Source organism: Escherichia sp. MOD1-EC5189 (genome assembly GCF_002966045.1).
GTDB lineage: Bacteria > Pseudomonadota > Gammaproteobacteria > Enterobacterales > Enterobacteriaceae > Escherichia > Escherichia coli_F.
On record NZ_PTRX01000008.1, the window covers coordinates 118,712 to 144,504 of the forward strand.

General features: G+C 53.3%; 24 protein-coding genes. 8 read left to right on the forward strand and 16 right to left on the reverse strand.

Annotation, left to right across the window (positions count from 1 at the left end; all coding sequences use genetic code 11):
* The first annotated feature begins 68 nt into the window (after positions 1-68).
* On the forward strand, positions 69-770 hold the full coding sequence (locus tag ATB02_RS09405) for a DnaA inactivator Hda (protein ID WP_001307333.1): 702 nt from the start codon (positions 69-71) through the stop codon (positions 768-770).
* A gap of 105 nt (positions 771-875) precedes the next feature.
* On the opposite strand, the gene arsC is transcribed toward ATB02_RS09405, so the two are convergent.
* Entirely contained in the window at positions 876-1,235 is a 360-nt protein-coding gene (gene arsC, locus ATB02_RS09410; protein WP_000166449.1) for an arsenate reductase (glutaredoxin), read from the reverse strand.
* Positions 1,236-1,255: 20 nt separating this feature from the next.
* Positions 1,256-2,719, reverse strand: coding sequence for a beta-barrel assembly-enhancing protease (gene bepA, locus ATB02_RS09415; protein WP_000489665.1), 1,464 nt, complete (start codon positions 2,717-2,719; stop codon positions 1,256-1,258).
* A 212-nt stretch (positions 2,720-2,931) separates the two neighbouring features.
* On the opposite strand from bepA, the gene ATB02_RS09425 reads away from it, so the two are divergent.
* Positions 2,932-3,993, forward strand: coding sequence for an AI-2E family transporter (locus ATB02_RS09425; RefSeq protein ID WP_000892051.1), 1,062 nt, complete (start codon positions 2,932-2,934; stop codon positions 3,991-3,993).
* Positions 3,994-4,029: 36 nt separating this feature from the next.
* Here the strand turns inward: ATB02_RS09425 and focB are convergent, their stop codons facing one another.
* The 14 genes from focB to ATB02_RS09495 form a co-directional block, all read right to left on the reverse strand.
* Positions 4,030-4,878, reverse strand: a complete 849-nt coding sequence (gene focB / locus ATB02_RS09430; protein WP_001244755.1) for a formate transporter FocB — start codon at positions 4,876-4,878, stop codon at positions 4,030-4,032.
* 21 nt (positions 4,879-4,899) lie between these two features.
* Positions 4,900-6,912, reverse strand: a complete 2,013-nt coding sequence (gene hyfR, locus ATB02_RS09435; RefSeq protein ID WP_105271466.1) for a DNA-binding transcriptional regulator HyfR — start codon at positions 6,910-6,912, stop codon at positions 4,900-4,902.
* Positions 6,913-6,941: 29 nt separating this feature from the next.
* Positions 6,942-7,355, reverse strand: a complete 414-nt coding sequence (hyfJ, locus tag ATB02_RS09440) for a hydrogenase 4 assembly chaperone HyfJ (RefSeq protein ID WP_000796783.1) — start codon at positions 7,353-7,355, stop codon at positions 6,942-6,944.
* Complete coding sequence (hyfI, locus tag ATB02_RS09445; RefSeq protein WP_105271467.1) at positions 7,348-8,106, reverse strand: hydrogenase 4 catalytic subunit HyfI; 759 nt, start codon at positions 8,104-8,106, stop codon at positions 7,348-7,350. Before hyfI ends, hyfJ begins: the two co-directional genes overlap by 8 nt.
* The gene (gene hyfH, locus ATB02_RS09450; RefSeq protein WP_000916074.1) at positions 8,103-8,648 is read right to left on the reverse strand and encodes a hydrogenase 4 subunit H; all 546 of its coding nucleotides are present in this window, start codon (positions 8,646-8,648) and stop codon (positions 8,103-8,105) included. Before hyfH ends, hyfI begins: the two co-directional genes overlap by 4 nt.
* 9 nt (positions 8,649-8,657) lie before the next feature.
* A complete protein-coding gene (gene hyfG / locus ATB02_RS09455; protein ID WP_001102313.1) occupies positions 8,658-10,373 on the reverse strand; it encodes a hydrogenase 4 catalytic subunit HyfG in 1,716 nt (571 codons plus the stop codon).
* Positions 10,363-11,943 carry a hydrogenase 4 subunit F gene (hyfF, locus tag ATB02_RS09460; RefSeq protein ID WP_105271468.1) on the reverse strand — a complete coding sequence of 527 codons (1,581 nt, stop codon included), beginning with the start codon at positions 11,941-11,943 and terminating at the stop codon, positions 10,363-10,365. The genes hyfG and hyfF overlap by 11 nt, the downstream gene beginning before the upstream one ends.
* A gap of 4 nt (positions 11,944-11,947) precedes the next feature.
* The gene (gene hyfE / locus ATB02_RS09465; RefSeq protein ID WP_000147996.1) at positions 11,948-12,598 is read right to left on the reverse strand and encodes a hydrogenase 4 membrane subunit; all 651 of its coding nucleotides are present in this window, start codon (positions 12,596-12,598) and stop codon (positions 11,948-11,950) included.
* A gap of 11 nt (positions 12,599-12,609) precedes the next feature.
* Entirely contained in the window at positions 12,610-14,049 is a 1,440-nt protein-coding gene (gene hyfD / locus ATB02_RS09470) for a hydrogenase 4 subunit HyfD (RefSeq protein WP_000429082.1), read from the reverse strand.
* 16 nt (positions 14,050-14,065) lie between these two features.
* Complete coding sequence (hyfC, locus tag ATB02_RS09475) at positions 14,066-15,013, reverse strand: hydrogenase 4 subunit HyfC (RefSeq protein WP_001353042.1); 948 nt, start codon at positions 15,011-15,013, stop codon at positions 14,066-14,068.
* Positions 15,014-15,023: 10 nt separating this feature from the next.
* Positions 15,024-17,042, reverse strand: a complete 2,019-nt coding sequence (gene hyfB, locus ATB02_RS09480) for a hydrogenase 4 subunit B (protein WP_105271469.1) — start codon at positions 17,040-17,042, stop codon at positions 15,024-15,026.
* Positions 17,042-17,659: a hydrogenase 4 subunit HyfA gene (gene hyfA / locus ATB02_RS09485; RefSeq protein ID WP_001354812.1), complete on the reverse strand. Its 618-nt coding sequence runs from the start codon at positions 17,657-17,659 to the stop codon at positions 17,042-17,044. The genes hyfB and hyfA overlap by 1 nt, the downstream gene beginning before the upstream one ends.
* A 252-nt stretch (positions 17,660-17,911) precedes the next feature.
* Positions 17,912-18,382 (reverse strand): thioredoxin-dependent thiol peroxidase, encoded by a 471-nt coding sequence (bcp, locus tag ATB02_RS09490; RefSeq protein WP_001068682.1) that lies wholly within the window; start codon positions 18,380-18,382, stop codon positions 17,912-17,914.
* Positions 18,382-18,954: a glycine cleavage system transcriptional repressor gene (locus ATB02_RS09495; protein WP_000176186.1), complete on the reverse strand. Its 573-nt coding sequence runs from the start codon at positions 18,952-18,954 to the stop codon at positions 18,382-18,384. Before ATB02_RS09495 ends, bcp begins: the two co-directional genes overlap by 1 nt.
* A gap of 145 nt (positions 18,955-19,099) precedes the next feature.
* Between ATB02_RS09495 and dapA the strand changes: the two genes are divergently transcribed.
* The 6 genes from dapA to ypfH all read left to right on the forward strand — a co-directional run bounded on the left by dapA (position 19,100) and on the right by ypfH (position 25,791).
* Entirely contained in the window at positions 19,100-19,978 is an 879-nt protein-coding gene (gene dapA / locus ATB02_RS09500) for a 4-hydroxy-tetrahydrodipicolinate synthase (protein ID WP_001592471.1), read from the forward strand.
* A 16-nt stretch (positions 19,979-19,994) separates the two neighbouring features.
* The gene (gene bamC, locus ATB02_RS09505) at positions 19,995-21,029 is read left to right on the forward strand and encodes an outer membrane protein assembly factor BamC (protein WP_032184860.1); all 1,035 of its coding nucleotides are present in this window, start codon (positions 19,995-19,997) and stop codon (positions 21,027-21,029) included.
* Positions 21,030-21,241: 212 nt separating this feature from the next.
* Positions 21,242-21,955: a phosphoribosylaminoimidazolesuccinocarboxamide synthase gene (purC, locus tag ATB02_RS09510; protein ID WP_001295467.1), complete on the forward strand. Its 714-nt coding sequence runs from the start codon at positions 21,242-21,244 to the stop codon at positions 21,953-21,955.
* 167 nt (positions 21,956-22,122) lie between these two features.
* Positions 22,123-22,986, forward strand: coding sequence for a KPN_02809 family neutral zinc metallopeptidase (gene ypfJ / locus ATB02_RS09515; RefSeq protein ID WP_001267498.1), 864 nt, complete (start codon positions 22,123-22,125; stop codon positions 22,984-22,986).
* A gap of 14 nt (positions 22,987-23,000) precedes the next feature.
* Positions 23,001-25,004: a tRNA cytosine(34) acetyltransferase TmcA gene (gene tmcA, locus ATB02_RS09520; RefSeq protein WP_105271470.1), complete on the forward strand. Its 2,004-nt coding sequence runs from the start codon at positions 23,001-23,003 to the stop codon at positions 25,002-25,004.
* Positions 25,005-25,089: 85 nt separating this feature from the next.
* On the forward strand, positions 25,090-25,791 hold the full coding sequence (gene ypfH / locus ATB02_RS09525; protein WP_000679813.1) for an esterase: 702 nt from the start codon (positions 25,090-25,092) through the stop codon (positions 25,789-25,791).
* Positions 25,792-25,793: the final 2 nt, after the last annotated feature.

Below are 25,793 nucleotides of genomic sequence, written 5' to 3' on the forward strand. Positions count from 1 at the left end.
CGGTTCAAACATCATGGGATTCTGTGGTAAACTTCTCGCGATTTTGTGAAATCCTGGTTGAGGTATCTCTGAACACACCGGCACAGCTCTCTTTGCCACTTTATCTTCCTGACGACGAAACCTTTGCAAGTTTCTGGCCGGGGGATAACTCCTCTTTACTGGCCGCGCTGCAAAACGTGCTGCGTCAGGAACATAGCGGTTACATCTATCTCTGGGCACGCGAAGGCGCGGGGCGCAGCCATCTGCTGCACGCGGCTTGCGCGGAATTGTCGCAGCGTGGCGATGCGGTGGGCTATGTCCCGCTGGATAAACGCACCTGGTTTGTTCCGGAAGTGCTCGACGGTATGGAGCATTTGTCGCTGGTCTGTATCGACAACATTGAGTGTATTGCAGGCGATGAGTTGTGGGAGATGGCGATTTTCGATCTCTACAATCGAATTCTGGAATCGGGTAAAACACGGTTGTTAATCACCGGCGATCGTCCACCGCGGCAGTTGAATCTGGGATTACCGGATCTCGCGTCGCGACTCGACTGGGGGCAGATCTACAAATTGCAGCCTCTTTCTGATGAAGATAAGTTGCAGGCGCTACAGTTACGCGCGCGTTTGCGTGGTTTTGAACTGCCGGAAGATGTGGGGCGTTTCTTGCTGAAGCGGCTCGACAGAGAGATGCGCACGTTATTTATGACGTTGGATCAGTTGGATCGTGCGTCGATTACCGCGCAACGTAAGCTGACCATTCCGTTTGTGAAAGAGATTCTGAAACTGTAGACAAGACGTTTATTGTCGGATGCGCACCCATAGTATTCGTCGGCCGGATAAGACGCGGCAAGCGTCGCATCCGGCAATGTGCTTCAACTAGCGATGGAGCACTTCTTAACCCACGATTTCCAGCACCTGCTCCGGTGGACGACCAATTCGCGCTTTGCCATTCGCGACCACAATCGGGCGCTCCATTAGCTTCGGATTATCCACCATTGCCTGAATCAGCGCCTCTTCGCTAAGCGAACTGTCAGCCAGGTTCAGTTCTTTATAAAGATCCTCTTTCTGGCGCATCAATTCACGAGCGCTATTCATTCCCAGCATTTTCAGCAAATCGCGCAGCGTTGCCGCATCGGCGGGTGTCTCAAGGTAGAGCACCACTTCTGGCTCCACGCCGTTTTCTTTCAGCAGGTTCAGCGTTTCCCGGCTCTTTGAACAGCGTGGGTTATGGTAGATTTTTACCTGTTTGGTCATTGTTCTTCCTTTAATGCGAATTACATCTTGGTATAAGGCTTAAAGCGTTCCTGCAGCTGGCGCAACTGGTCGATGCGCGCATCGTAACGCGCTTGTTGCAGGCTGCCTAATTTCACCTGAGAACTGGCGCTACTCAACAAGGAAATGGCCTGATCGAGTCGCCCGGCGAGCGCATAACCTTCTGCTCGCGCAGCCAGTTCCTGATCGCGGTTATTTAGTGCGGCTTCCGCCTGTGCCAGTAAATCCCAGCCGTTGCTGTCATCTTTATTGTTAAAAGTGTAGCGATTCAGAATATTGGCCGCTTCCTGTGGTTGCCCCCCTTGCAGATAAGCGTTCGCCAGGTTGAGCTGCAACACCGGATTGGTGCGCAAATCGCGGGCATTTTTCAGGCGATTGATAGCGTCATTGGCTTTGTTTTGCCCAAGGTCGATATCGGTAGCCAGATCGAGATACCACGCGTTGCCTGGTTCAGCCGCCAGTAACGGTTGCAGCGTTTTTCGCGCCTCATCGTATTTATTGGCTTCCATTGCCTGCAAAGCGCGACCATATTGCGCGGCCCGTTGCTGACGAACATTTCCTTTTGCCCATTCATCCAGCAAATCACTGGTGAGCTGATTACGTCCAGAATTGTACATCCCCAGCGTACGCGCTTTTGCCAGATAGAAATCTTCTGACGATTGCACCACCATCGGACGCATTTGATTGGCACGGTTACGGGCATCCGCCAGACGGCTTTCCGGCAACGGGTGAGTCAATAAAATTTCCGGCGGACGCGAGGAGTAACGTGCCTGATCGAGCAATTTTTCGAGGAAGGTCGGCATCGCCTGCGGATCGAATCCTGAGCGTTGCAGCACCTGAATACCAATGCGGTCCGCTTCCTGTTCATTTTGCTGGGTGAAGCTGATCATTCCCTGGCGCGTTCCCGCCAGTGTACCGGTCAGCGCCGCCATCCCCGCTTGCGGACTGGCCATCGCCAGTAAAATTGAACCTAACGCGCCGACCCAGGTCAGCGGTGCGCTGCGCTGTTGATCTTCCATCGCTCGCGCCAGGTGACGTTGGGTGACGTGGGAGATTTCGTGCGCCATAACTGAAGCCAGTTGACTTTCGTTATCGGAATAACGGAACAGGGCAGAGTGCAGCACCACGTTGCCGCCAAAGAAAGCAAAGGCGTTAATTTCGTCGTTGTTGATCAGAAAAAAATGAAACGGTGTCTTAACCGAATTGGCATGCGAAACCAGACGCATTCCTAGTGAATTAATGTACTGCGTTAACAACGGGTCATTAATTAACGGCGCACTGCCGCGTAATTGGCGGACATAATAGTCGCCCATCTGCATTTCCTGACCAATGGAAAGCGTGCTTCCTGCGGAGGTTCCCATATCCGGCAAGGTGTCTGCGCTATCGGCAAACGCCGGGGCTACCTGACCGATAGTCATAGCAGCAATGAGGGTAGCAACCAGGTTTTTTTTCAACTGCCTGAACATAACCTCTGTCCTGTGTTTCTGGAGATAGTCATTTGACCGATACTGTGAAATATCGTTCCCGCCGCGCCGCCTTTGAGTGTAACGGCGAAGATTAGCCCACTCAAATGACTTTTCAGTTTCCTGAATTCGTCATAAAAAGCGAAGTCTTTTTTGTGACATTTCGATACAATTGCGGATCGCAATCCCGCTCTTGAGGTTCAGGGAAGGTCTTTATGCTCGAAATGTTGATGCAATGGTATCGCCGCCGTTTTAGCGACCCGGAAGCGATTGCCTTGCTGGTTATTTTAGTTGCCGGATTTGGCATTATCTTTTTCTTTAGCGGCCTACTCGCACCGTTGCTGGTGGCGATTGTGCTGGCCTATTTACTGGAATGGCCAACCGTGCGCCTACAATCAATAGGCTGCTCCCGACGTTGGGCGACATCGATTGTATTGGTCGTTTTCGTCGGTATTTTGCTATTGATGGCGTTCGTGGTAATGCCTATCGCCTGGCAACAGGGCATCTACTTAATCCGCGATATGCCGGGGATGCTCAATAAGCTCTCTGATTTTGCCGCCACGTTGCCGCGCCGCTATCCGGCGTTAATGGATGCGGGGATTATTGATGCAATGGCCGAAAATATGCGCAGCCGGATGCTCACCATGGGCGATTCGGTGGTGAAAATTTCCCTCGCCTCGCTGGTCGGTTTGCTGACCATTGCCGTCTATCTGGTGCTGGTGCCATTGATGGTCTTCTTCCTGCTGAAAGACAAAGAGCAAATGTTGAACGCCGTTCGTCGGGTGCTGCCGCGTAACCGTGGACTGGCAGGACAGGTGTGGAAGGAGATGAATCAACAAATCACCAACTATATCCGCGGCAAAGTGCTGGAGATGATCGTGGTGGGGATTGCCACCTGGCTGGGATTCTTACTCTTCGGGCTGAACTATTCGCTGCTGCTGGCGGTGCTGGTCGGCTTCTCGGTACTTATTCCGTACATTGGTGCATTTGTGGTGACCATTCCGGTGGTTGGCGTGGCGCTATTCCAGTTTGGTGCTGGCACGGAATTCTGGAGCTGCTTCGCGGTGTATCTGATCATTCAGGCGCTGGACGGCAACCTGTTAGTACCTGTGTTGTTCTCCGAAGCGGTTAACCTGCATCCGCTGGTCATTATTTTATCAGTAGTGATCTTCGGTGGTTTGTGGGGATTCTGGGGCGTATTCTTCGCCATTCCATTGGCGACGCTGATCAAAGCCGTGATTCACGCCTGGCCCGATGGGCAAATCGCGCAAGAATAATCTTCAGCCCGACGAACTGTTTCGCCGGGCTGATTTTTAGGGTTCCTGACGTAAATAAATAGCCCGATAACAAATACTCACCAGCACTGCACCGCCGATAATATTACCCAGCATCACCGGGAGCAGATTGGCGGTAATAAAATGGCTGACCGTCAGTGCCGGAAAATTGTCTGCGCTACTGTGCGCCAGTTGCCAGAAGGAGGTAGGGGCGAAATGGCGAATGGCAATGGCGAACGGAATCACAAACAAATTGGCGATACAGTGCTCAAAGCCACTGGCGACAAACAGGGTGATGGGCAAAATCATGGCGACGATTTTGTCGCATAATGAACGTCCGCAATAACTCATCCACAGCGCCAGACAAACCATCAGATTGCACATAATGCCGAGGCTGACTGATTCAGTAAATGTATGATGCATTTTGCCCTCGGCGCAGTGTAAAACCGCGACTCCCCACATCGCGTTTTCACTCATCACCAGCCCGGAAAACCAGATTAACAAACTGAAACAGGCAATACCTGCCAGATTACCGCAGGCCACCAGAAGTGCATTAATCAGCCATGTTCGCCAGCTAATAACGCCCCGACTTTTTGCCATCACCGTCATTACCGACGAGGTGAACAGGCTGGTGCCGCAAACCGCCAGCAAAATAAAGCCGAGTGTAAAGCAAAGGCCACCCACCAGATGGGTTAATGCCTGTGAAGACGGGGCATCGGCGATAACGGTAAGGTAAAAAGTAAATCCGATCGCCATAAACACGCCTGCGGACATCGCCATTAAAAAGACCGACACTTTGCTGCGGGCAATTTTATGGGCGGCAATCCGTTCAGCGATTGCCGCTTTTCTGGCGCTCAACTGCAAGTCGAAAGAGAGTTTGTTTCTCATGCATACTCCTGCAAAAACAGATTACAACACCTCGCGAACCGAGATCCCCAGCCGCTGCATTCGTGACAGCAGCGTGGTGCGCTTCATCCCTAATCGCGTCGCCGCGCCACGGGGCCCGGCAACAATGCCATTGGTTTCTCGCAATACCTGAACAATGCGCTGACGTTCTTCTTCGTCATTCTCTGGCGTCGTCGGGTGCAGTAACTGCGCCATTGAACTGCGAAGCGCCGAATTTTCATTTAACGTCGGCAGTAAACGGCTTTGTCGGACATTAAGATGTAAATTCAGACTGTTACCGCGAGTCAGTAGTACCGCTCGCTCAATCACGTTTTCCAGCTCGCGCACGTTGCCCGGCCAGTCCCACGACATCAACTGGCGTAGCGCCTCGGTCGGGATGGCGTCAATTGCGCGATTCATATGGCGCGCCATTTTTTGCGTGAAATGCTTTGCTAAAAGAGGGATATCTTCCGGACGGTCGCGCAGTGGCGGCAGTTCCAGTGGGAAGACATTCAGGCGATAAAAGAGATCGCTGCGAAACTGGCGATCTTCAACCATTTGCCACAAATCACGGTTGGTGGCGGCAATGACTCTGACATTCACCGGGATCGTTCTACTCCCACCGAGACGCTCAATTTCCCGCTCCTGTAATACGCGCAGCAGTTTAGGCTGAAGTTCTAACGGCAGATCGCCAATTTCATCGAGAAACAACGTGCCACCATCGGCAATTTCAAAACGACCGCGATGGGTATTAATCGCACCAGTAAATGCCCCTTTGTCATGACCGAATAACTCACTTTCCAGAAGACTGGCGGGGATGGCAGCGCAGTTGATTTTGACCAGTGGCTTGTCGCGTCGTGGGCTAAGTTGATGGATCGCTCTGGCGATCACCTCTTTGCCGGTTCCGGTTTCACCACAAATCAACACCGTACTGTCGCTCTTCGCCACAATATCTACCTGCTGGAGTAAATCTTCCATTGCCTGGCTTTGGTAGATAATGTCACCGACGCCCAGATTCGAAAGGAGCTGCTCGCTAAGCTGGTGGTTTTCTTGCTGCAAGCTTTCCTGCAAATCGGTCATGCTACGCCAGGCATCGGCATTGCCAACGGTAATAGCGATGCGATCGGCAATATGTTGTAGTAGCTGGCAGTTTTCCTCACTAAAGAGAGTGGAAGAGGTATGCGCCAGCAACAATGCACCCGGTGTATGGTTGCCAAAGGTGAGCGGTATAAGGAGCGCAGATTCGCAGCCGTTAGATGCAAGTAAGTGTAATAACGGGTCGCGTTGCCAGAGAAACAGATCGTCTGCACGGTGCGTCAAGGTCGGTTGTCGGGTTTGTAGCGTTTGTGTCAGCAATACACTTTCGCCAGGTATACAGCGTGGCAGACACGCACAATGTGAGGCAGAAAGATCGCTGCACCACAGGCTGAACTTCTCGTTCTTTCGATGATCGCCCAGTACCATACTGACTGAAGCCAGACCGAAAAAATGATGGATCTCACGAGCGACGTCAGCGATCAGATCGTCGAGATCAAGATGTGACAACACTGCATTAGTGATATCCACCAGTACCCGATGATGATCGCGATCTTTCTCCAGCAAACGCAGCGCCACCAGCTGTTCTTCCTCATTGAGCCATGATTGCAGAACCGGGGTGATAATTCGTGCCAGCCAGTTAAACAGTGTGCAATCCTGGGGAGTAAAACGACTGCCATGGGTACGAATAAAGCGGAGCTCCGCCATTCCACTACTGCCGAGAAGGACGGCGTGACGCGAATAATCGACCATCTCGCCCTGATACTCAGTTGTTGCCGTCACATCGCTGCCATCATCATGGTAGCGGTAATAGAAGTTGCTTTTGAGAACATGCAGTTCAATAAGTTGTACCGGGCTGAACGGCGGCGGCAGCGGGATGAAGGCACGTAATAAAGATGCCTTACCGTGTTTATGAGCTAACCGCTCCGCGAGCATTCCGTTTACCGCTTCAATTGTTATTCCTTGTGGCGGGGCAAACATCGCCTCGTCTGACATAGCCATCAACAGTCCTTATTAATGAGAAATCCTTCTCACGCAATTTTTCTGGCCATCAGATAGATGGCCGGTTCCTGCACAATTTCATCCAACAGATGAATGAATTGAATGCTACGCGCCTGCCACACAGACGTCGCGTCATCTGCCAGTGGCGCGAATGCCCGGGTCAACAGGGCGGTGTGGCTGGCGTCAATAACAATCTCACCAAAGGTCATCACCCCCAGCATCTTACGTCGGGCTTGCTCCTCTTCGACCTGTGCAAGCCAATCTTCGTATTCCGTCTGTGGGCAGCGGAAGGCGACATTCAGACAATCAATCACGCCAACGTGATGACCGATAGCCAACGAGTAATACATTACCTGGGAGCTGTGTTCCGGCATCTCGTCGCTACTGGCGATAAATTTTTTTCGCAGCGTCCAGAAAACAATTTCCCCACACTCCTCAGCCATGTAACCCCCGGAGAACGCGAAAGAGTTGCTGAACGATACTATTGAGACGCGGATCGTCGGCTTCGCGCAACCAGGTGTTAACCCGATTTCCTGTAGGAGCGTCGCTTAAATGGCGCAGGAGCCGATCGCAAATTTCTCGCCCCTGACGATAGCCCGCCAGCCGCCTCGCTTCTCGCTCAATGGCGATACGCTGTGATGGCGGGATCTGCGGCCACAGCGGTTGCATGGTCACCCCGGTGGGATCGCGATAATCCACCGCGTGAATCTTCTGTTGTAGCAAACCGAGCGCCACGGCGAAACCGTGAATGGTGGCGGCCGGTGTTGGCGGACAGCCGGGGATCCAAACATCAATGGGGACAATGGTGTCGCTGCCGCCCCAGACGCTGTAGAGATCGTGGAAAATACCGCCGCCGACACCGCACGCGCCGTAGGAAACACAGATTTTATGATCGGGGGCAGACTCATATGCCCGAAGTGCAGGCATACGCATCGCCCGGGTGACTGCGCCAGTAAATAACAAAATATCGGCGTGACGAGGTGATGAAACAACCTTAATGCCAAAACGTTCTGCGTCGAACACTGGCGTGATGGCGGCAAAAATTTCGATTTCACAGGCGTTGCAGCCGCCACAATCCACGCGATAAACGTAGGCCGAACGACGGATATCCTGTAGCAAATGCTGCTTCATCTTTTGCGTTTGTTCGTCCAGCGTGATGGGCTGGCTGACATGTTGCGTAAGCACTGGACTCATAGCTGCTCCTTAGCCACCAGCGGTTCATCTGTGTCGTCGTTGATCAGCGTCGCGCGTTGTTTGCATTCCGGGCAGACGCTCGCTTGCGCCCACAACATTTCGCGGTTTTGTGGTGCATTTTGTTGCTGTGCCAACAGTTCTGCAGCCAGTGCGACGGTTTTTTGCGGGGCAAACGGGCGTTCGCAACGGCTGCAACGTTGTAGATGGAACGTCGCGCGGGTATAGAGATCGGCTTTATTGGTGACGGTCAGTTCAAAGTTATTGGTAAGCTGAATGGCTCTGGTCGGGCACACTTCTTCACAACGTCCGCAGTAAATACAACGCCCCAGATAGAGCTGCCAGGTGCGCGTATTTTGCTGGTCGTCGGTCTGGATAGTCAGCGCATTTGCCGGACAAGCACAGGCGCAGGCACCGCAGGCAATACATTGGCTGGGCATCAGGTCCGGTTTCCCGCGAAAACCTGGGCTGACCTCCAGTGGCGCGAAGGGATATTTCACCGTCGCGGTTCCGGCGCGCATAATAGTTTTCAGTAACTTCAGCATTTTCTGTCCTTACTTCAGCGGCGAACGGTTACGATCAATGCCGTAGCGTTCGATCTCTTTATACGGCACGGTTTTTGACTGGCGCTTGCGCACATCAACCAGCGTCACACGGTCGGTACAGGAGTAGCAGGGATCAAGGCTACCGATAATCAGCGGTGCGTCAGAAACGGTATTGCCGCGCAGCATGTAACGCAGCACTGGCCAGTTGGCGTAGGTGGCGGCACGACAGCGCCAGCGGAACAATTTTTGGTTATCACCGAGCATGCTCCAGTGCACGTCCTCACCGCGTGGCGCTTCAACAAAGCCCAGCGCGAATGCGTGAGGTTTATAGCTAAAGCCTTCGGTCAGCAGTGGGGTATCCGGCATGTTGTCGAGGGCAAATTCCAGCATTGCCAGCGAATCAAACGTCTCTTTGACACGGACCATCACGCGGGAGAAGACATCGCCGCCGGTAAAGGTAAACAGCGTTTTTGGAATATTGCCGTAGTCGGCGTAGGGGTGATCAAAGCGCAAATCACGGGCAAAACCACTGCCACGGATCAGCGGCCCTACGGGGCTATAATCACGGGCGATTTGTCGGTCGAGAATGCCAATGCCCTGAGTGCGTTGTTCCATATTCGGCGTGGCAAGCAGCATCTCTACCAGCTCCGACACGTCGGCGCGCATCTCGCGCACCAGTTTCATCGTTTGCAGACGTTGCTCTTTGAGAATATCGCGGCGAACACCACCAATCAGATTCAGACCGTAGGTTTTACGCGACCCGGTCAGCAATTCCGCCATCGTCATCGACTTTTCCCGCACGCGGAAAAATTGCATAAAACCGGTATCAAAACCCACAAAATGGCAGGAGAGGCCAAGGTTGAGCAAATGACTATGCAGCCGTTCGACTTCCAGCAGAATCGAGCGAATAGTATGCGCTCGTTGCGGCACCTCAATCCCCAGTGCATTTTCAACCGAGTTGGTATAGGCCACACTGTGGGCAAAACCGCAAATCCCGCACACGCGGTCCGACAAGAACGTCACTTCGTTGTAGCCCATCCGCGTTTCTGCCAGTTTCTCCATGCCGCGATGGACATAAAACAGGCGGTAATCAGCATCGACAATTTGCTCGCCATCCACAAACAAGCGAAAGTGACCTGGTTCATCGGAGGTGATATGCAGCGGGCCAACAGGGATCACCCGCGCATCGCTGTTGCCCTCGTTGATAAACGGATACGTTTCGGTATCAGTCGTCGGTTCAGGGCGCAGTCGATAATCCATCGCGTCTTTGCGCAGCGGATGCATATCTTCCGGCCAGTCATCGGGCAACACCAGGCGACGCTGATCCGGCAGGCCAACCGGAATCAGCCCGTACATATCGCGAATTTCTCGCTCGCCCCAGACCGCGGCAGGGACGCGCGGTGTGACTGACGGAAACTCCCGACTGTCGGCATCGACCAGTGCCTTCACCACGATCCAGCATTTTTCGGCCCCTTCCATTGAAAGGGCATAATAAACCGCGTAATGACCGTTAAGTGTCCGCTCGTCGTTGCCAAACAGGACCGGAAGCCAGCCATCATGTTGATAATAAAGATAATGTACAACGTCAGGCAGCAGATTTATTTTCACCGTAATGGTGACCTGTTCAGGCGTTTGTCGCTCTTCATCCAGCACCGCGCCGGGGAACTGCGTTTTCAGGGCGGCGAGAATCGCTTCGCCACGATTTGACGATGAATTAACGTTCACTGTGTTTCTCCGAAACAGATGCGGTGCCTGAAGGCAAAAAATCATGCCAGGTGCTACGTTGTGCAGGCAGGTCGTGCGTCCCTGAGAGGACTATAGTGGAAGCGCCCGCCAGGATCCTGATGACAGGTTGTGGAATATGCGTTCCCATCGCCAGCATCATGACCAGCAGAATCACCATTGGCGAGGTGGTCAACCAGCCAAGTTCACCCCGGTTAACGGCCTGCGGCGGTTTCGCCATTAACACCCGCGCAGCCATCCGTACCAGGCCCGCCAGCACCAGCGTTAACAGCAATAACAGCAGGACGATAATCAACAGGTGATTACGAGCCAGTCCGGCGGTAACGGTCATAAATTCGCTAAGAAAAATGTTGAAGGGCGGCATCCCGGCCAGCGCCAGCGCACCGCCGCCAAACAGCACGGCGGTAAATGGCATGATTTTGAGCATTCCGCAGACGACGTTGAGATCGCGCGTGCCGTACTTGAGCAGTACATTGCCGGAACCGCAGAACAGCAGCGTTTTTGCCAGACTGTGGTTTAAGGTGTGCAGCAGCGCAGCAAAAATTCCCAGCGGCCCGCCAATGCCTAGCGCCACCGCGACCAGTCCCATGTTCTCCACGCTGGAGTACGCCAGCAGACGCTTAATGTCCCGCTGTACCAGAATGAAAAATGCCGCCACGGCAACCGACAACATGCCGAAGATGAGCAACAACCGGTTGGGGAAATCGCTGCCGATGGCCTGGCAAATAATGATGTAATAGCGAATCAGCACCAACAGCGCGCAGTTCAGCAATACGGCGGAGAGCAGGGCGCTGACCGGACTCGGCGCTTCACTGTGAGCATCCGGCAGCCAGGCGTGCATGGGAAATAGCCCGGTTTTGGTGCCAAAGCCAATTAGCACAAACACAAAGGCCAACAGCATTAATGCTGGGTCAAGCAAGGACGATTGCTTAAGAACCTCGCTCCAGAATATCGCCATTTCTGCCTGCGGCATAACGCTGGCGGCGTTGGCGTATACCAGCACGGTACCGAACAGACCAAAAGCGACACCAACAGTACAAATAATGATGTACTTCCATGCAGCTTCCAGAGATGAACGCTGACCGTAAATGCCTACCAGAAACGCCGAGCTTAAGGTGGTGGCTTCGATTGCCGCCCACATCACAATCAGGTTATTGCTGGTAACAACCAGCAGCATGGTGAACAAAAACAGATGGAAGAAACCGTAGTAATCGCACAGCGTAACGGGTGAAATCTCGCCGTGAGCCACTTCATGACGCATGTAGCCAATCGAGTAAACACCGGTGAGAAAGCCAATCACACCAAGAATGGCGAGGAACAAACCGCCCAGACCATCAATATGAAGCCACAGTCCGGCGGCGAATATTTCTCCCGCATCAGCGGCAGTTTGGACCACCCACAGTGCCAGAATCAGCAGCAGTGTGATCCCTAAGCTATGTAATACTGTCACCGTGCGAGTCGCAGAGTGTCCCCGTTTCCGGCAGGCAAAACAGAGCAGCGAAAAAAGCAGCGGCGTGAGCAGGAGTAAAGCGAACATCACAGAATAACTCATCTCATTATCCCTTCAGCGCGGTCAAGTTGTTCACGTCCAGCGTGCCGTGGGTACGCCATATTTTTCTTGCCAGCAACACCATCACAACGACGGCGAAAATGGCGTCGGTAGCGATACCAATTTCCACCAGTTCCGGTGCACGCCAGGCAAGAAGTGCCAGCACCAGATGGGAGCCGTTTTCCATCAGGCAGTAACCAAAAATTTGCCGCAGGATATTGCGCTGGCTGACAATGCACAGCAGGCCAAGCAGAAAATGACCTAACGCCACCGCCAGCGCCGGTTTCAGCCCGGTAGCCATCGGTAGCTTCACGGGCTGAACGACAAATGCGCAAAGCAGGACAATTAATGCCGCGAGCAATGCCATCATTGCCGGACCGAATAACGCTTTTTCCGGGAGGTTCTGGGGAATATTTCGTGCAGCGTAAATCATGATTAACGGTACCATCAGTACTTTGGTGATAAAGGCGCTGGCGGACCAGATCAGCAGTTGCTCTGCGGCGAACAGGCACGAGAGGGTGGCGAAAATAGACACCAGCACCAGCGACTGGCAGGCGTAAAATCCGCATGACAGGCGATAGCTTTTGACACTAATCACAAACAGCGATGTCAGCATCATCAGTCCCGCCAGATTATTTACGATCATAGAACCGGTCATTCATCATCTCCTTACTGCAACCAGGTCGCGGCGAATACGCTGGAAATCAGCGACATCACAATCAGTACAATCAACACCAGGCGCATTGATCCTGGCAGCGGTGCGGCATCGGCGACGGCTTCGCTCGGTTTGCCAGGCACGACGCGACCAAACCAGCGAATAAACCAGGCGAAACTGGCGACCGATTCAATCATCAGCAGAATCATGGCGGGCAGCAGGATCCAGTACTCCACTGACAACGAAAAACCGGCAGCAAACAGTGGGAATTTACTGAAGAAGCCGTTGAACGGCGGCACGCCAGTAATCGCCAGCGCGGCCACGCAGAAACCCACGCCTGGCAACGGCAGGGTGTGCAATACGCCACGCAGACGCGGCAACAAGCGCGTGCCGCAGCTGTAACTCAGCGCACCTGCTACAAGGAAAAACAGGCTTTTAGCGAACGCGTGGTTGACGATGTAGGCGATGCTGCCCTCCAGTGCCAGCCGCGAGCCGAAGATGGAGAGCGACAAGCCGAAGAACATCCAGCCAAGTTGAGTGATGGTCGACCAGGCCAGCAACCGCTTCATATCCTGCTGCGGCAAATACATCAGGAAGCCGTAAAGAATGGTGACCAGTGCCATGACCATGCCAACGCCGCCAATCACATGCGGGATATTGCCGCCGTCGATAATGGCGCGGGCAAAAATGTAAACGCCCACTTTCACCATCGATGCGGCGTGGAGATAGGCGCTGATCGGTGTAGGCGCTTCCATTGCATCCGGTAGCCACGCTTGCATCGGTAGCTGGGCCGATTTTCCCCACGCGGCAAACAGGATGCCGCCATAAACCAGATAACGTGCGTCGCCGTGTAACTCGCTCATCGCGCTAAGCGCAAACGTTCCGGTCTGCAAAAACAGCGTGGCGGCGGCAAGATACAACCCCAGCGAACCGATATGAGTGATAAGTAACGCTTTTAGTGCTGAACGTTGCGCTTTATCGCTCTGGTAATAACTGATCAACGCCCAGGAGCAGCCGCCCGTAATTTCAAAAAACAACAACTGACCGAGCAGCGTCGAGGAGAGTACCAGTCCCGCCATCGCGCCGATAAAAACCAGCAAAAATGCGTAATAACGATTCGTGCCGTTATGCGGGTGTTCGCGATTTTTATCCGTCAGATAACCCGTGGAGTAGATCGTGACCAGCAAACCGAGGAACACCACCACAAACAGAATCAGCGTACTCACGCGATCAATGACCAGGCCAAACAACGCCACATCCCCCACGTTGACCAACGTCAACGTGACGGCAACTTTATCGGCCTGATAAAACGCGGAGATCAGCGACAACATGCACAGCGTGGTCAGCGCGGCGAACAAAATCCCCCATTCGGCGGCCCGACGTTGTGGCGAAAACGAAACGACCAGTGCGCCGATAAAAGGCAGCAATAACGTCGTCAGAGCAAGATTTTCCATATTCCGTCAGTGCTCCTTACAGACCGGTTAACCAGAAGACCCAGGCAAGCGCAGCAAGGCTGAAGCCAAGCCAGGTCACATGGTGAATGAGTAAAAAACGCCCGCGTGCCAGCGTGTTTTCTGCGATAGAGGCCAGAACAAAAATCAGCAAAACCTTGAGCAGCGTAACGACAAGTGAAGTCAGCAGGCAGGTGAGAGAAAGCTCTTGCGCGCGCCCAAAGGGCAGAAACAGGGCCACAAACAGTGATGCCATCACGACCTGTTTCAGCCCCAGCCCCAACTTCGCCAGCGCCAGCCCGGCACCGGAATATTCGGTCAGCGGGCCTTCCTGTAATTCCTGTTCTGCTTCAGCAACATCAAAGGGAATTTTTCCCATCTCAATGAAGCAGGCAAAACCACAGGCCAGTAACGCCAGTACGGTGGTTAGTGGCGAGTTCCAGCCCGTCGCCAGCGTCTTGCTGATCATCTCGATATGCGTGGAATCCGCTATCAGCGCCAATACCAGCAGTGAGAGAATGAGCATTGGTTCGACCAGAATGCCGAGCGTCAACTCGCGACTGGCACCGACTCCCGCAAACGGGCTTCCGGTATCCAGCCCGGAAAGAGCAAAGAAAAAACGAAACAGGGCAAGAAGATAGATAAGGGTGATCAGATCGCCGCCGCCCGCAAAAGGGGAAACAGTAATAAATAGTGGTAGGGCCATCGCCAGCACCAGCATGCTGCTGATTAATACCCACGGCATCAGGCGGAACATCAGACCTGAAGATGTCGGCGCAACTTCCTGGCGTTTAAACAGTTTGTGGATATCGCGATAATCCTGCCAGATCCCCGGTCCGCGACGGGAGTGCATACGCGCGCGTATCTGCCGGGAAATCCCCGTAAAAAGCGGGGTTAGCGCCAGCAGAATCACGGCCTGTGCTAACGCAAAAATGATCAGATATCCGTCGCAAAGAGTTTGTCTCATGGTGATTTCCTTAGACGGCAATAGCGATTAGCAGCACAACCAGTGCGGCGACCACATACAGGCAATAGAGACGAAAGTCGCCGCTTTGCAGATGCTGTATTTCTTTGGCCAGCCGTTGGGTGGCGCTCACGATGGGGCGGATCACCCGCTCATCCCAAAAGGGTTCTGTTCGTTTCGCGGTACGGGTTAATCCCGTGAGACCGTTATTTAACTCTTCGGTGGGATCCAGTTGTCGACGCAGACGAAATAGCGCAGAAAAGACCACACGCAGCGGCTGCATCACGCCATTGCCTGACGGGGCCATCGCATTTTCCCAGCCGTAGCCGCATGCCCAGGCATCTCCTGTGCGACGAAACGCTGCGCGGCGCGAACGACACCACAGCCAGTAAAGGCCAGGCAGCAAAGGCATCGCCAGTAGTAACAGCAACAGTAATGAGGGAGTGACCTGTGTATGAAACGTGCCGGGGACAAGTGCCATTCCGCTGGCGACAGTGACGGCAGGGGTATTGGTAAACGCATGGGCAATGTGCATTATTTTCGGTGCCAGCCAACTGGCACTAAGCGCAATGAATACGCAGAGTGCCGCGAGCAGTAGCATGGCGACGATCATCGTATTTGGCACGTCCTGTGCCTCTTCAGCGTGTGTACTGCGCGGCGCACCACAGAAAGTAATGCCGTACATTTTGACGAAGCACATTACTGCCAGCCCACCAGTGACTGCCAGCATCACCATAGCAATAGGACCCGCAAGTTGTAGCGCTACAGCTTCCACACGACTTAGTGAGAACAGCGACTGCCAGGTGTACCATTCGCTGATAAAACCATTCAGCGGAGGAATGGCTGATATCGCGAGGCAACCAATCAGGCATGCTGCGGCTGTCCACGGCATCCGTTTTGCCAGTGCCCCCATTTTTTCCATGTCGTGGGTATGCAAACGCGAAATAATCGCACCCGCGCCGAGAAATAGCAGCCCTTTGAACAGCGCATGGTTGAGCAGATGAAACAGTGCGCCGAGCAGTCCAACCACGGTGAGCAGCGGGTCGTGCAGTGACAGACCGACCATGGACACACCGACCGCCAGCAAAATAATGCCGACGTTTTCGACGGTACTCCAGGCCAGCAGCCGTTTGATATCCTGTTCCGCCAGCGCATACAGCACGCCCAGGAGCGCGGAGATTGCGCCGATCGCCATCACCAGAATGCCCCACCACAGCGGCAAACCCGTTTGCGCCAGCAGATCCATCGCCACTTTCAGGATGCCGAAAATACCGATTTTGACCATTACGCCAGACATCAACGCCGAAGCGTGCGATGGTGCGGCAGGGTGAGCGCGCGGCAACCAGCTGTGCAACGGCATCATCCCGGCTTTCGCGCCAAAACCGAAGAAGGCCAGCAGGAACACCGCCGACGCCAGCCCCGGAGAAAGTGAAAGCGTGCGGAAACTGGCAAAATCGAGGTTGCCGCTTTCGCGCCACATCAGCAAGAAGGAAATCATAATCAGCACCGATCCGGCGTGGGCGATAAAAAAGTAGAGCATGCCAGCGTTGATTGACGTTTTATCCTGCCTGGCAATGACCAGAAACCAGGAAGACAGCGACATCATTTCAAACAGCACGATGAACCAAAAAGCGTTGTCCATCACCAGCAGGGCAACCATCGATGCGATGAAAAGATTCATAAAGAAGCCCATCGCCGCCGCGCCTTTGCCCTCGTATTCGCGCATATAAGTCAATGAATAGAGCGAACAAACCATCACCAGCAAGGAGATAACCAGCACCATAAATGCCGAGAGGCTATCCATTCGCAGGGTTAAATCGGCAAAGTCAAAAGGCGTGGCAAAACGGGCGACTAAAGTTACGCCTGCATGTAATTGCGTAATTCCGCTGATGATGCCAATCGCGCCGCCCACCAGCGATGTGATGCCGGAAAGCTTAATAGCCAGTCTGTCCAGACCGAGTAAAAACAGCGAAGCCAGACTGGCAAACAGATAGAGGATCAGCGACCAGGTTAATAATTGCAGGGCATCCATTAGCGTTGCTCCTGAGTGAGGGAAAGGGGATCCTCCCCGCCATTGGCAAACCAGCTTGCGGCAAGGCGCTGTTTTTCTTTCATCTGACGTTGCAGGCTATCGTCGGTGATCAGCCGTAACGCATGATTCGGGCAAGCGCGAACGCAGGCCGGACCTTCTGGCAAGAAATCACACAGGTCGCATTTCACCGCGACGCTCTGGACACCCGGTTCCCAGCGCAGCAAAGCATGTTGGGTCGGCGCGTTTTCTTCGCCGTCTTTGAGTGAGCCGTCAGCCTGAAAAACATATTGCGCAGGGGCATTCACCGGACGGCTTCCTGAAGCGCTGATTGCGCCAAATGGGCAGACCACGGCGCAAAGCTTGCAGCCAATACAGAGGCTTTCGTTGAGTTGGATCGCATCATCTCTCTGGGAGATGGCATTGACCGGGCAGACCTGCAGGCAAGGGGCTTCCTCACAGTGATGACACACGACAGGGGCAGTGAGTGTTGACGTCTTCGCCAGGGCCAGGCGCGGGTGTTGCTGTAAACCTTGCGTTTTATGCACGTCCGAACAGGCAGCGAGACAGGTATTACATCCTGTACACCACAGTGGTTCGGCCACCACAAAGCGGTTCATGTCGGCTCCTTGAAAATGATATGAAACATTGCATTTCATATTGCATAAAGGATGCCAGTCTGATTAATTTAATATATTCAATAAGTTATGTGTTAACTGGATTCTGAGCGGTACAAAAATGATGGTCATTAACGTTCAGCAATAAATGGATTCGACACCCGTGTCGCAGGGGAAAGCGAGAATGTGATCTTGATCACTAGAAGTGAGGTGTGCTGACCGCAAGCGCAGCCAGCACGGAATGGAGTAAAGTAATCAGGCGTGTTCTTTCAGCCAGTTCAGCACAACGTCGTGGTGATTGCTGGTTTTGAAATCGTCAAAGACATGTTCAATTTTGCCATCAGCGTCAATCAGGAAGCTGATGCGATGAATACCATCGTAGGTTTTGCCCATGAAGGACTTTTCACCCCAGACGCCGAATTGTTCGCACACCTGGTGGTCCTCATCAGACAGGAGCGTAAAGTTAAGCAGCTCTTTTTCCGCAAAACGGGAGAGTTTTTCGGGTTTATCGGTGCTGATACCCAGCACATCAACGCCCGCTTTTTTCAATTCATCCATGTTATCGCGTAAGCCGCAGGCCTGTACGGTACAGCCGGGAGTCATGGCTTTTGGGTAAAAATAAACCAGAACACGCTGTCCCTGGAAGTCGGTCAAATTAACTTGTTCTCCGTCTTGATCCGGCAAGCTAAATTTCGGTGCGATATCACCGGCTTTCAGTGGATTCATTACTTCACTCCATCCTGTTCATCATGTGGGGAATAATTGACGACGTTTATACTGCCTTGTGCATTGAGTTCTGTACATAGGGCTTTAAACGCTTGCTCAATATTTGCTGCATCCGCAGAGGCGGGACTGTGGGCGGTTATCTGAATATGCAACTGTGCAGCCCGTTCATTTTCAGCAGGTTGCGTGCGCGACACCAGCTCCGCAATGTTCATATGGTGCGCGTCGAAAAGTGCCGTGAAGCGTTCAATTAAATGCGGGGAGTCTGCCACATCGACCTGAACCCAGACAGATGCTGGCATTGGCGGACGCGGACGCGCCGTCGTGCGCTTCATCACGATTAAAAGATCCAGTTCGGCACCTTTCAACGGTAACGTTGATTCAATCAGAGTGATGGCATTCCATGAACCGGAAAGCAGCATGATAAACGTGAACTCTTCTCCCAGCATTGCCAGGCGACTGTCTTCGATATTACAGCCGCAACTACTGACATGACGGGTGATGGTGTTCACAATTCCAGGGCGATCGGCACCCAACGCAGTGATCACCAGATAATGTTGCGATGACAGTGTCAAACTGGTTATTCCTTTAAGGGGTGAGTTGTTCTTAAGGAAAGCATAAAAAAAACATGCATACAACAATCAGAACGGTTCTGTCTGCTTGCTTTTAATGCCTTACCAAACGTACCATTGAGACACTTGTTTGCACAGAGGATGGCCCATGTTCACGGGAAGTATTGTCGCGATTGTTACTCCGATGGATGAAAAAGGTAATGTCTGTCGGGCTAGCTTGAAAAAACTGATTGATTATCATGTCGCCAGCGGTACTTCGGCGATCGTTTCTGTTGGCACCACTGGCGAGTCCGCTACCTTAAATCATGACGAACATGCTGATGTGGTGATGATGACGCTGGAGCTGGCTGACGGGCGCATTCCGGTAATTGCAGGGACCGGCGCTAATGCCACTACGGAAGCCATTAGCCTGACGCAGCGTTTCAATGACAGTGGTATCGTCGGCTGTCTGACGGTAACCCCTTACTATAATCGTCCGTCGCAAGAAGGTTTGTATCAGCATTTCAAAGCCATCGCTGAACATACTGACCTGCCGCAAATTCTGTATAATGTGCCGTCCCGTACTGGTTGCGATCTGCTCCCGGAAACGGTGGGCCGTCTGGCGAAAGTAAAAAATATTATCGGAATCAAAGAGGCTACAGGGAACTTAACGCGTGTAAACCAGATCAAAGAGCTGGTTTCAGATGATTTTGTTCTGCTGAGCGGCGATGATGCGAGCGCGCTGGACTTCATGCAATTAGGCGGTCATGGGGTTATTTCCGTTACGGCTAACGTCGCAGCGCGTGATATGGCCCAGATGTGCAAACTGGCGGCAGAAGGGCATTTTGCCGAGGCACGCGTTATTAATCAGCGTCTGATGCCATTACACAACAAACTATTTGTCGAACCCAATCCAATCCCGGTGAAATGGGCATGTAAGGAATTGGGTCTTGTGGCGACCGATACGCTGCGCCTGCCAATGACTCCAATCACCGACAGTGGTCGTGAGACGGTCAGAGCGGCGCTTAAGCATGCCGGTTTGCTGTAAAGTTTAGGGAGATTTGATGGCTTACTCTGTTCAAAAGTCGCGCCTGGCAAAGGTTGCGGGTGTTTCGCTTGTTTTATTACTCGCAGCCTGTAGTTCTGACTCACGCTATAAGCGCCAGGTCAGTGGTGATGAATCCTACCTGGAAGCAGCACCGCTTGCGGAGCTTCATGCCCCGGCTGGAATGATTTTGCCGGTGACCTCCGGTGATTACGCAATCCCGGTGACCAACGGTAGTGGTGCTGTCGGTAAGGCGCTGGACATTCGTCCGCCAGCCCAGCCGCTGGCACTGGTTTCTGGCGCGCGTACCCAGTTCACGGGCGATACCGCTTCATTGCTGGTGGAAAATGGTCGTGGCAATACTCTGTGGCCGCAGGTAGTTAGCGTGCTGCAGGCGAAAAACTACACCATCACCCAACGTGATGATGCGGGTCAGACGCTGACCACCGATTGGGTACAATGGAACCGTCTGGACGAAGACGAGCAGTATCGTGGTCGTTATCAAATCTCTGTTAAACCGCAAGGTTATCAGCAGGCGGTTACGGTTAAACTGCTGAACCTGGAACAGGCGGGCAAACCGGTTGCAGACGCGGCTTCCATGCAGCGTTACAGCACGGAGATGATGAACGTTATTTCCGCCGGTCTGGATAAATCTGCCACTGACGCCGCGAACGCTGCGCAAAATCGTGCCTCCACCACTATGGACGTACAAAGTGCAGCTGATGACACCGGTTTACCGATGCTGGTCGTACGCGGGCCGTTCAATGTGGTTTGGCAACGTCTGCCAGCGGCGCTGGAAAAAGTGGGCATGAAAGTGACCGACAGCACCCGTTCGCAGGGCAACATGGCCGTAACTTACAAGCCGCTATCTGACAGCGACTGGCAGGAACTGGGCGCGAGCGATCCAGGCCTGGCATCCGGTGACTATAAACTGCAGGTTGGCGATTTAGATAACCGCAGCAGCCTACAGTTCATCGATCCGAAAGGTCATACTCTGACTCAGAGTCAGAACGACGCGCTGGTAGCTGTCTTCCAGGCTGCGTTTAGCAAGTAAAAATACAGGGCTGGAGTCATCCGGCCCTTTTTTCTGATATGATACGCAAACGTGTGCGTCGGCAGAAAAATGCGATTTTAGCGGTAATTCGCACGAAATTTGTTTGTCGGACGTAGGTCGGATAAGGCGTTCTTGCCGCATCCGACAAAACATCTGGCACATCAGACAGCAAAAGATTTTAAAACGTTAATTCACACCCAGGAGTGATAAAGATGCAAAAGCAAGCTGAGTTGTATCGTGGTAAAGCGAAAACCGTATACAGCACGGAAAACCCGGACCTGTTGGTGCTCGAATTCCGCAATGATACGTCAGCAGGGGATGGCGCGCGCATTGAGCAGTTTGATCGCAAAGGTATGGTGAACAACAAGTTCAACTACTTCATTATGAGCAAACTGGCTGAAGCGGGTATCCCGACTCAAATGGAGCGTCTGCTCTCCGATACCGAATGTCTGGTGAAAAAGCTGGATATGGTGCCGGTTGAGTGTGTCGTGCGTAACCGTGCTGCTGGCTCTCTGGTGAAACGTCTTGGAATCGAAGAAGGTATTGAGCTGAACCCGCCGCTGTTCGATCTGTTCCTGAAAAACGACGCCATGCACGATCCGATGGTCAACGAATCTTACTGCGAAACCTTTGGCTGGGTGAGCAAAGAGAATCTGGCGCGTATGAAAGAGCTAACCTACAAAGCGAACGACGTGCTGAAAAAACTGTTCGATGATGCTGGTCTCATTCTGGTCGACTTCAAGCTGGAGTTTGGTCTGTACAAAGGCGAAGTGGTTCTGGGCGATGAGTTCTCCCCGGACGGCAGCCGCCTGTGGGACAAAGAAACACTGGAGAAAATGGACAAAGACCGTTTCCGCCAGAGCCTCGGTGGCCTGATCGAAGCCTATGAAGCCGTTGCCCGCCGCCTGGGTGTACAGCTGGACTGATTTTTCTATTCATCATCTTGCCGTGCTGCTGGCACGGCAAGACAACCGCTCTCATAAGATGTGCATTGAACGCTCATTCCTCCGCCATTTCATCCCGCTTTCCTGTGGTAATCTTCCTCTGAACCACCTACGATCATTTCTATAATGAATATATTGTTGAGGTATCTATGCGTTGGCAAGGGCGACGTGAAAGTGACAATGTTGAAGACAGGCGCAATAGCTCCGGTGGTCCGTCAATGGGCGGTCCCGGTTTTCGCCTGCCAAGCGGTAAAGGCGGGCTGATTTTACTGATAGTCGTGCTGGTTGCAGGCTACTATGGCGTTGATTTAACCGGATTGATGACCGGACAGCCGGTTTCCCAACAACAATCAACGCGGTCAATTAGCCCTAATGAAGACGAAGCCGCAAAATTCACCTCGGTGATTCTGGCAACCACGGAAGACACCTGGGGACAGCAATTCGAGAAGATGGGTAAAACCTATCAGCAACCGAAGCTGGTCATGTACCGTGGAATGACGCGTACCGGCTGCGGGGCGGGCCAGTCCATAATGGGGCCATTCTATTGCCCGGCGGATGGCACAGTTTATATCGATCTCTCCTTCTATGATGACATGAAAGACAAACTTGGCGCGGATGGCGATTTTGCCCAGGGGTACGTTATCGCCCATGAAGTCGGTCATCATGTGCAGAAACTGTTAGGCATCGAGCCGAAAGTCCGTCAACTGCAACAAAACGCGACGCAGGCGGAAGTGAACCGCTTATCTGTGCGTATGGAACTCCAGGCCGACTGTTTTGCCGGTGTCTGGGGGCATAGCATGCAGCAGCAAGGCGTTCTGGAAACCGGCGATCTGGAAGAAGCGCTGAACGCGGCGCAGGCCATCGGCGATGACCGTTTACAGCAGCAAAGTCAGGGGCGAGTCGTACCAGACAGTTTCACTCATGGCACTTCTCAGCAACGCTACAGCTGGTTTAAACGTGGTTTCGACAGCGGCGATCCGGCACAATGCAATACTTTTGGTAAAAGCATTTAACTTTCGGGACAGGGATGGCTGAACTGACTGCACTTCACCCATTAACAGCGCAAATGAAACGTGAAGGGATCCGCCGCTTGCTGGTGTTGAGCGGGGAAGAACGTTGGTGCTTTAACCTTGCGCTTAAGTTGCGTGATGCTTTACCTGGCGACTGGTTGTGGGTTTCACCGCAGCCAGTCGCTGAAAACCACTGTACTCCCTCGGCGCTACAAACTTTACTTGGACGCGAGTTCCGGCATGCGATATTCGACGCCCGCCAGGGCTTTGATGCCGCTGCCTTTGCGGCACTTAGCGGAACGTTGAAAGCGGGAAGCTGGCTGGTGTTGTTACTCCCTGTATGGGAAGAGTGGGAAAACCAACCGGATGCCGACTCGCTGCGCTGGAGTGATTGCCTTGACCCTATTGCCACGCCGCATTTTGTCCGGCACCTCAAACGCGTACTTACGGCGGATCACGGCGCTATCCTCTGGCGGCAAAACCAGCCATTCACGTTGACGCATTTTGCTCCCCGTACTGACTGGCACCCCGCGACCGGCGCACCACAACCAGAACAACAGCAACTCTTACAGCAGCTACTCACCATGCCGACGGGCGTGGCGGCGGTAACTGCTGCGCGTGGGCGCGGTAAGTCGGCGCTGGCAGGGCAACTCATTTCTCGTATTGCGGGCAGTGCGATTGTCACCGCGCCTGCAAAAGCGGCAACGGATGTACTGGCACAATTTGCGGGCGAAAAGTTTCGCTTTATTGCGCCGGATGCCTTGTTAGCCAGCGATGAGCAAGCCGACTGGCTGGTGGTCGATGAAGCCGCAGCCATACCTGCGCCGTTGTTGCATCAACTGGTGTCGCGTTTTCCTCGAACGTTGTTAACCACTACGGTGCAGGGCTACGAAGGTACCGGACGTGGTTTTTTGCTGAAATTTTGTGCGCGTTTCCCGCATTTACACCGTTTCGAATTGCAACAGCCGATCCGCTGGGCGCAGGGATGCCCGCTGGAAAAAATGGTCAGCGAGGCACTGGTTTTTGACGATGAAAACTTCACTCACGAACCACAAGGTGACATCGTCATTTCCGCTTTTGAACAGACCTTATGGCGAAGCGATCCGGATACACCGTTAAAGGTATATCAGCTATTGTCTGGCGCGCACTACCGGACCTCGCCGCTGGATTTACGCCGCATGATGGATGTACCTGGGCAACATTTTTTCCAGGCGGCTGGCGAAAACGAGATCGCCGGGGCGCTGTGGCTGGTCGAGGAGGGCGGATTATCTCAAGAACTCAGCCAGGCGGTATGGGCAGGTTTTCGTCGCCCGCGGGGTAATCTGGTAGCCCAGTCGCTGGCGGCGCACGGCAGCAATCCACTGGCAGCGACATTGCGCGGACGGCGGGTCAGCAGGATAGCAGTTCATCCAGCTCGTCAGCGTGAAGGCGTTGGGCAACAGCTTATTGCCCGTGCTTTAAACTATACGCATGACCTCGACTATCTTTCGGTGAGTTTTGGCTACACCGAGGAGTTATGGCGTTTCTGGCAACGCTGCGGTTTTGTGCTGGTGCGAATGGGTAATCATCGTGAAGCCAGCAGCGGTTGCTATACGGCGATGGCACTGTTACCGATGAGTGATGCGGGTAAACAACTGGCTGAACGTGAGCATTACCGTTTACGTCGCGATGCGCATGCTCTCACGCAGTGGAATGGCGAAAGGCTCCCCGTCGATCCACGAAATGATGCCGTCCTTTCTGAGGACGACTGGCTTGAACTGGCCGGTTTTGCTTTCGCTCATCGTCCGCTATTAACGTCGTTAGGTTGCTTAACGCGTCTGCTACAAACCAGTGAACTGGCATTACCGGCGCTGCGTGGTCGTTTACAGAAAAACGCCAGTGACGCGCAGTTATGTACCACACTTAAACTTTCAGGCCGTAAGCTGTTACTGGTCCGTCAACGCGAAGAAGCCGCGCAGGCGCTATACGCACTTGATGATGTTCGCACTGAGCGTTTGCGCGATCGCATAACGCAATGGTAATTTTTTCACTGACTCCTTCAATTTTCTCCCATGGTCATTGTGAGTCAGCGGCGTAAAATTAATGACATCAGTTAAGGAGTTCGCCATGAAACATGACCATTTTGTTGTTCAAAGCCCGGATAAACCTGCACAACAGTTGTTACTGCTTTTCCACGGTGTCGGGGATAACCCGGTAGCGATGGGTGAGATCGGCAGCTGGTTTGCGCCGCTGTTTCCTGATGCACTGGTGGTGAGCGTCGGTGGCGCGGAGCCGAGCGGTAATCCGGCGGGGCGTCAGTGGTTTTCGGTGCAGGGTATTACGGAAGATAATCGCCAGGCGCGTGTGGATGCCATCATGCCGACGTTTATTGAGACGGTGCGCTACTGGCAGAAACAGAGCGGAGTAGGGGCAAACGCCACGGCGCTAATCGGTTTCTCACAAGGCGCGATTATGGCGCTGGAGAGCATTAAAGCCGAACCGGGTCTTGCTTCGCGCGTCATTGCCTTTAACGGACGTTATGCCAGCTTGCCAGAAACCGCGTCTACAGCCACGACAATTCACTTGATTCATGGCGGTGAAGATCCGGTTATCGATCTGGCGCATGCGGTTGCGGCGCAGGAAGCGTTAATCAGTGCAGGTGGTGATGTGACGCTGGATATTGTAGAGGATTTAGGCCATGCAATCGACAATCGCAGTATGCAATTTGCCCTGGATCACTTGCGTTATACCATTCCGAAACATTATTTCGACGAAGCGCTAAGTGGTGGCAAACCTGGCGATGATGATGTAATTGAAATGATGCAATAATA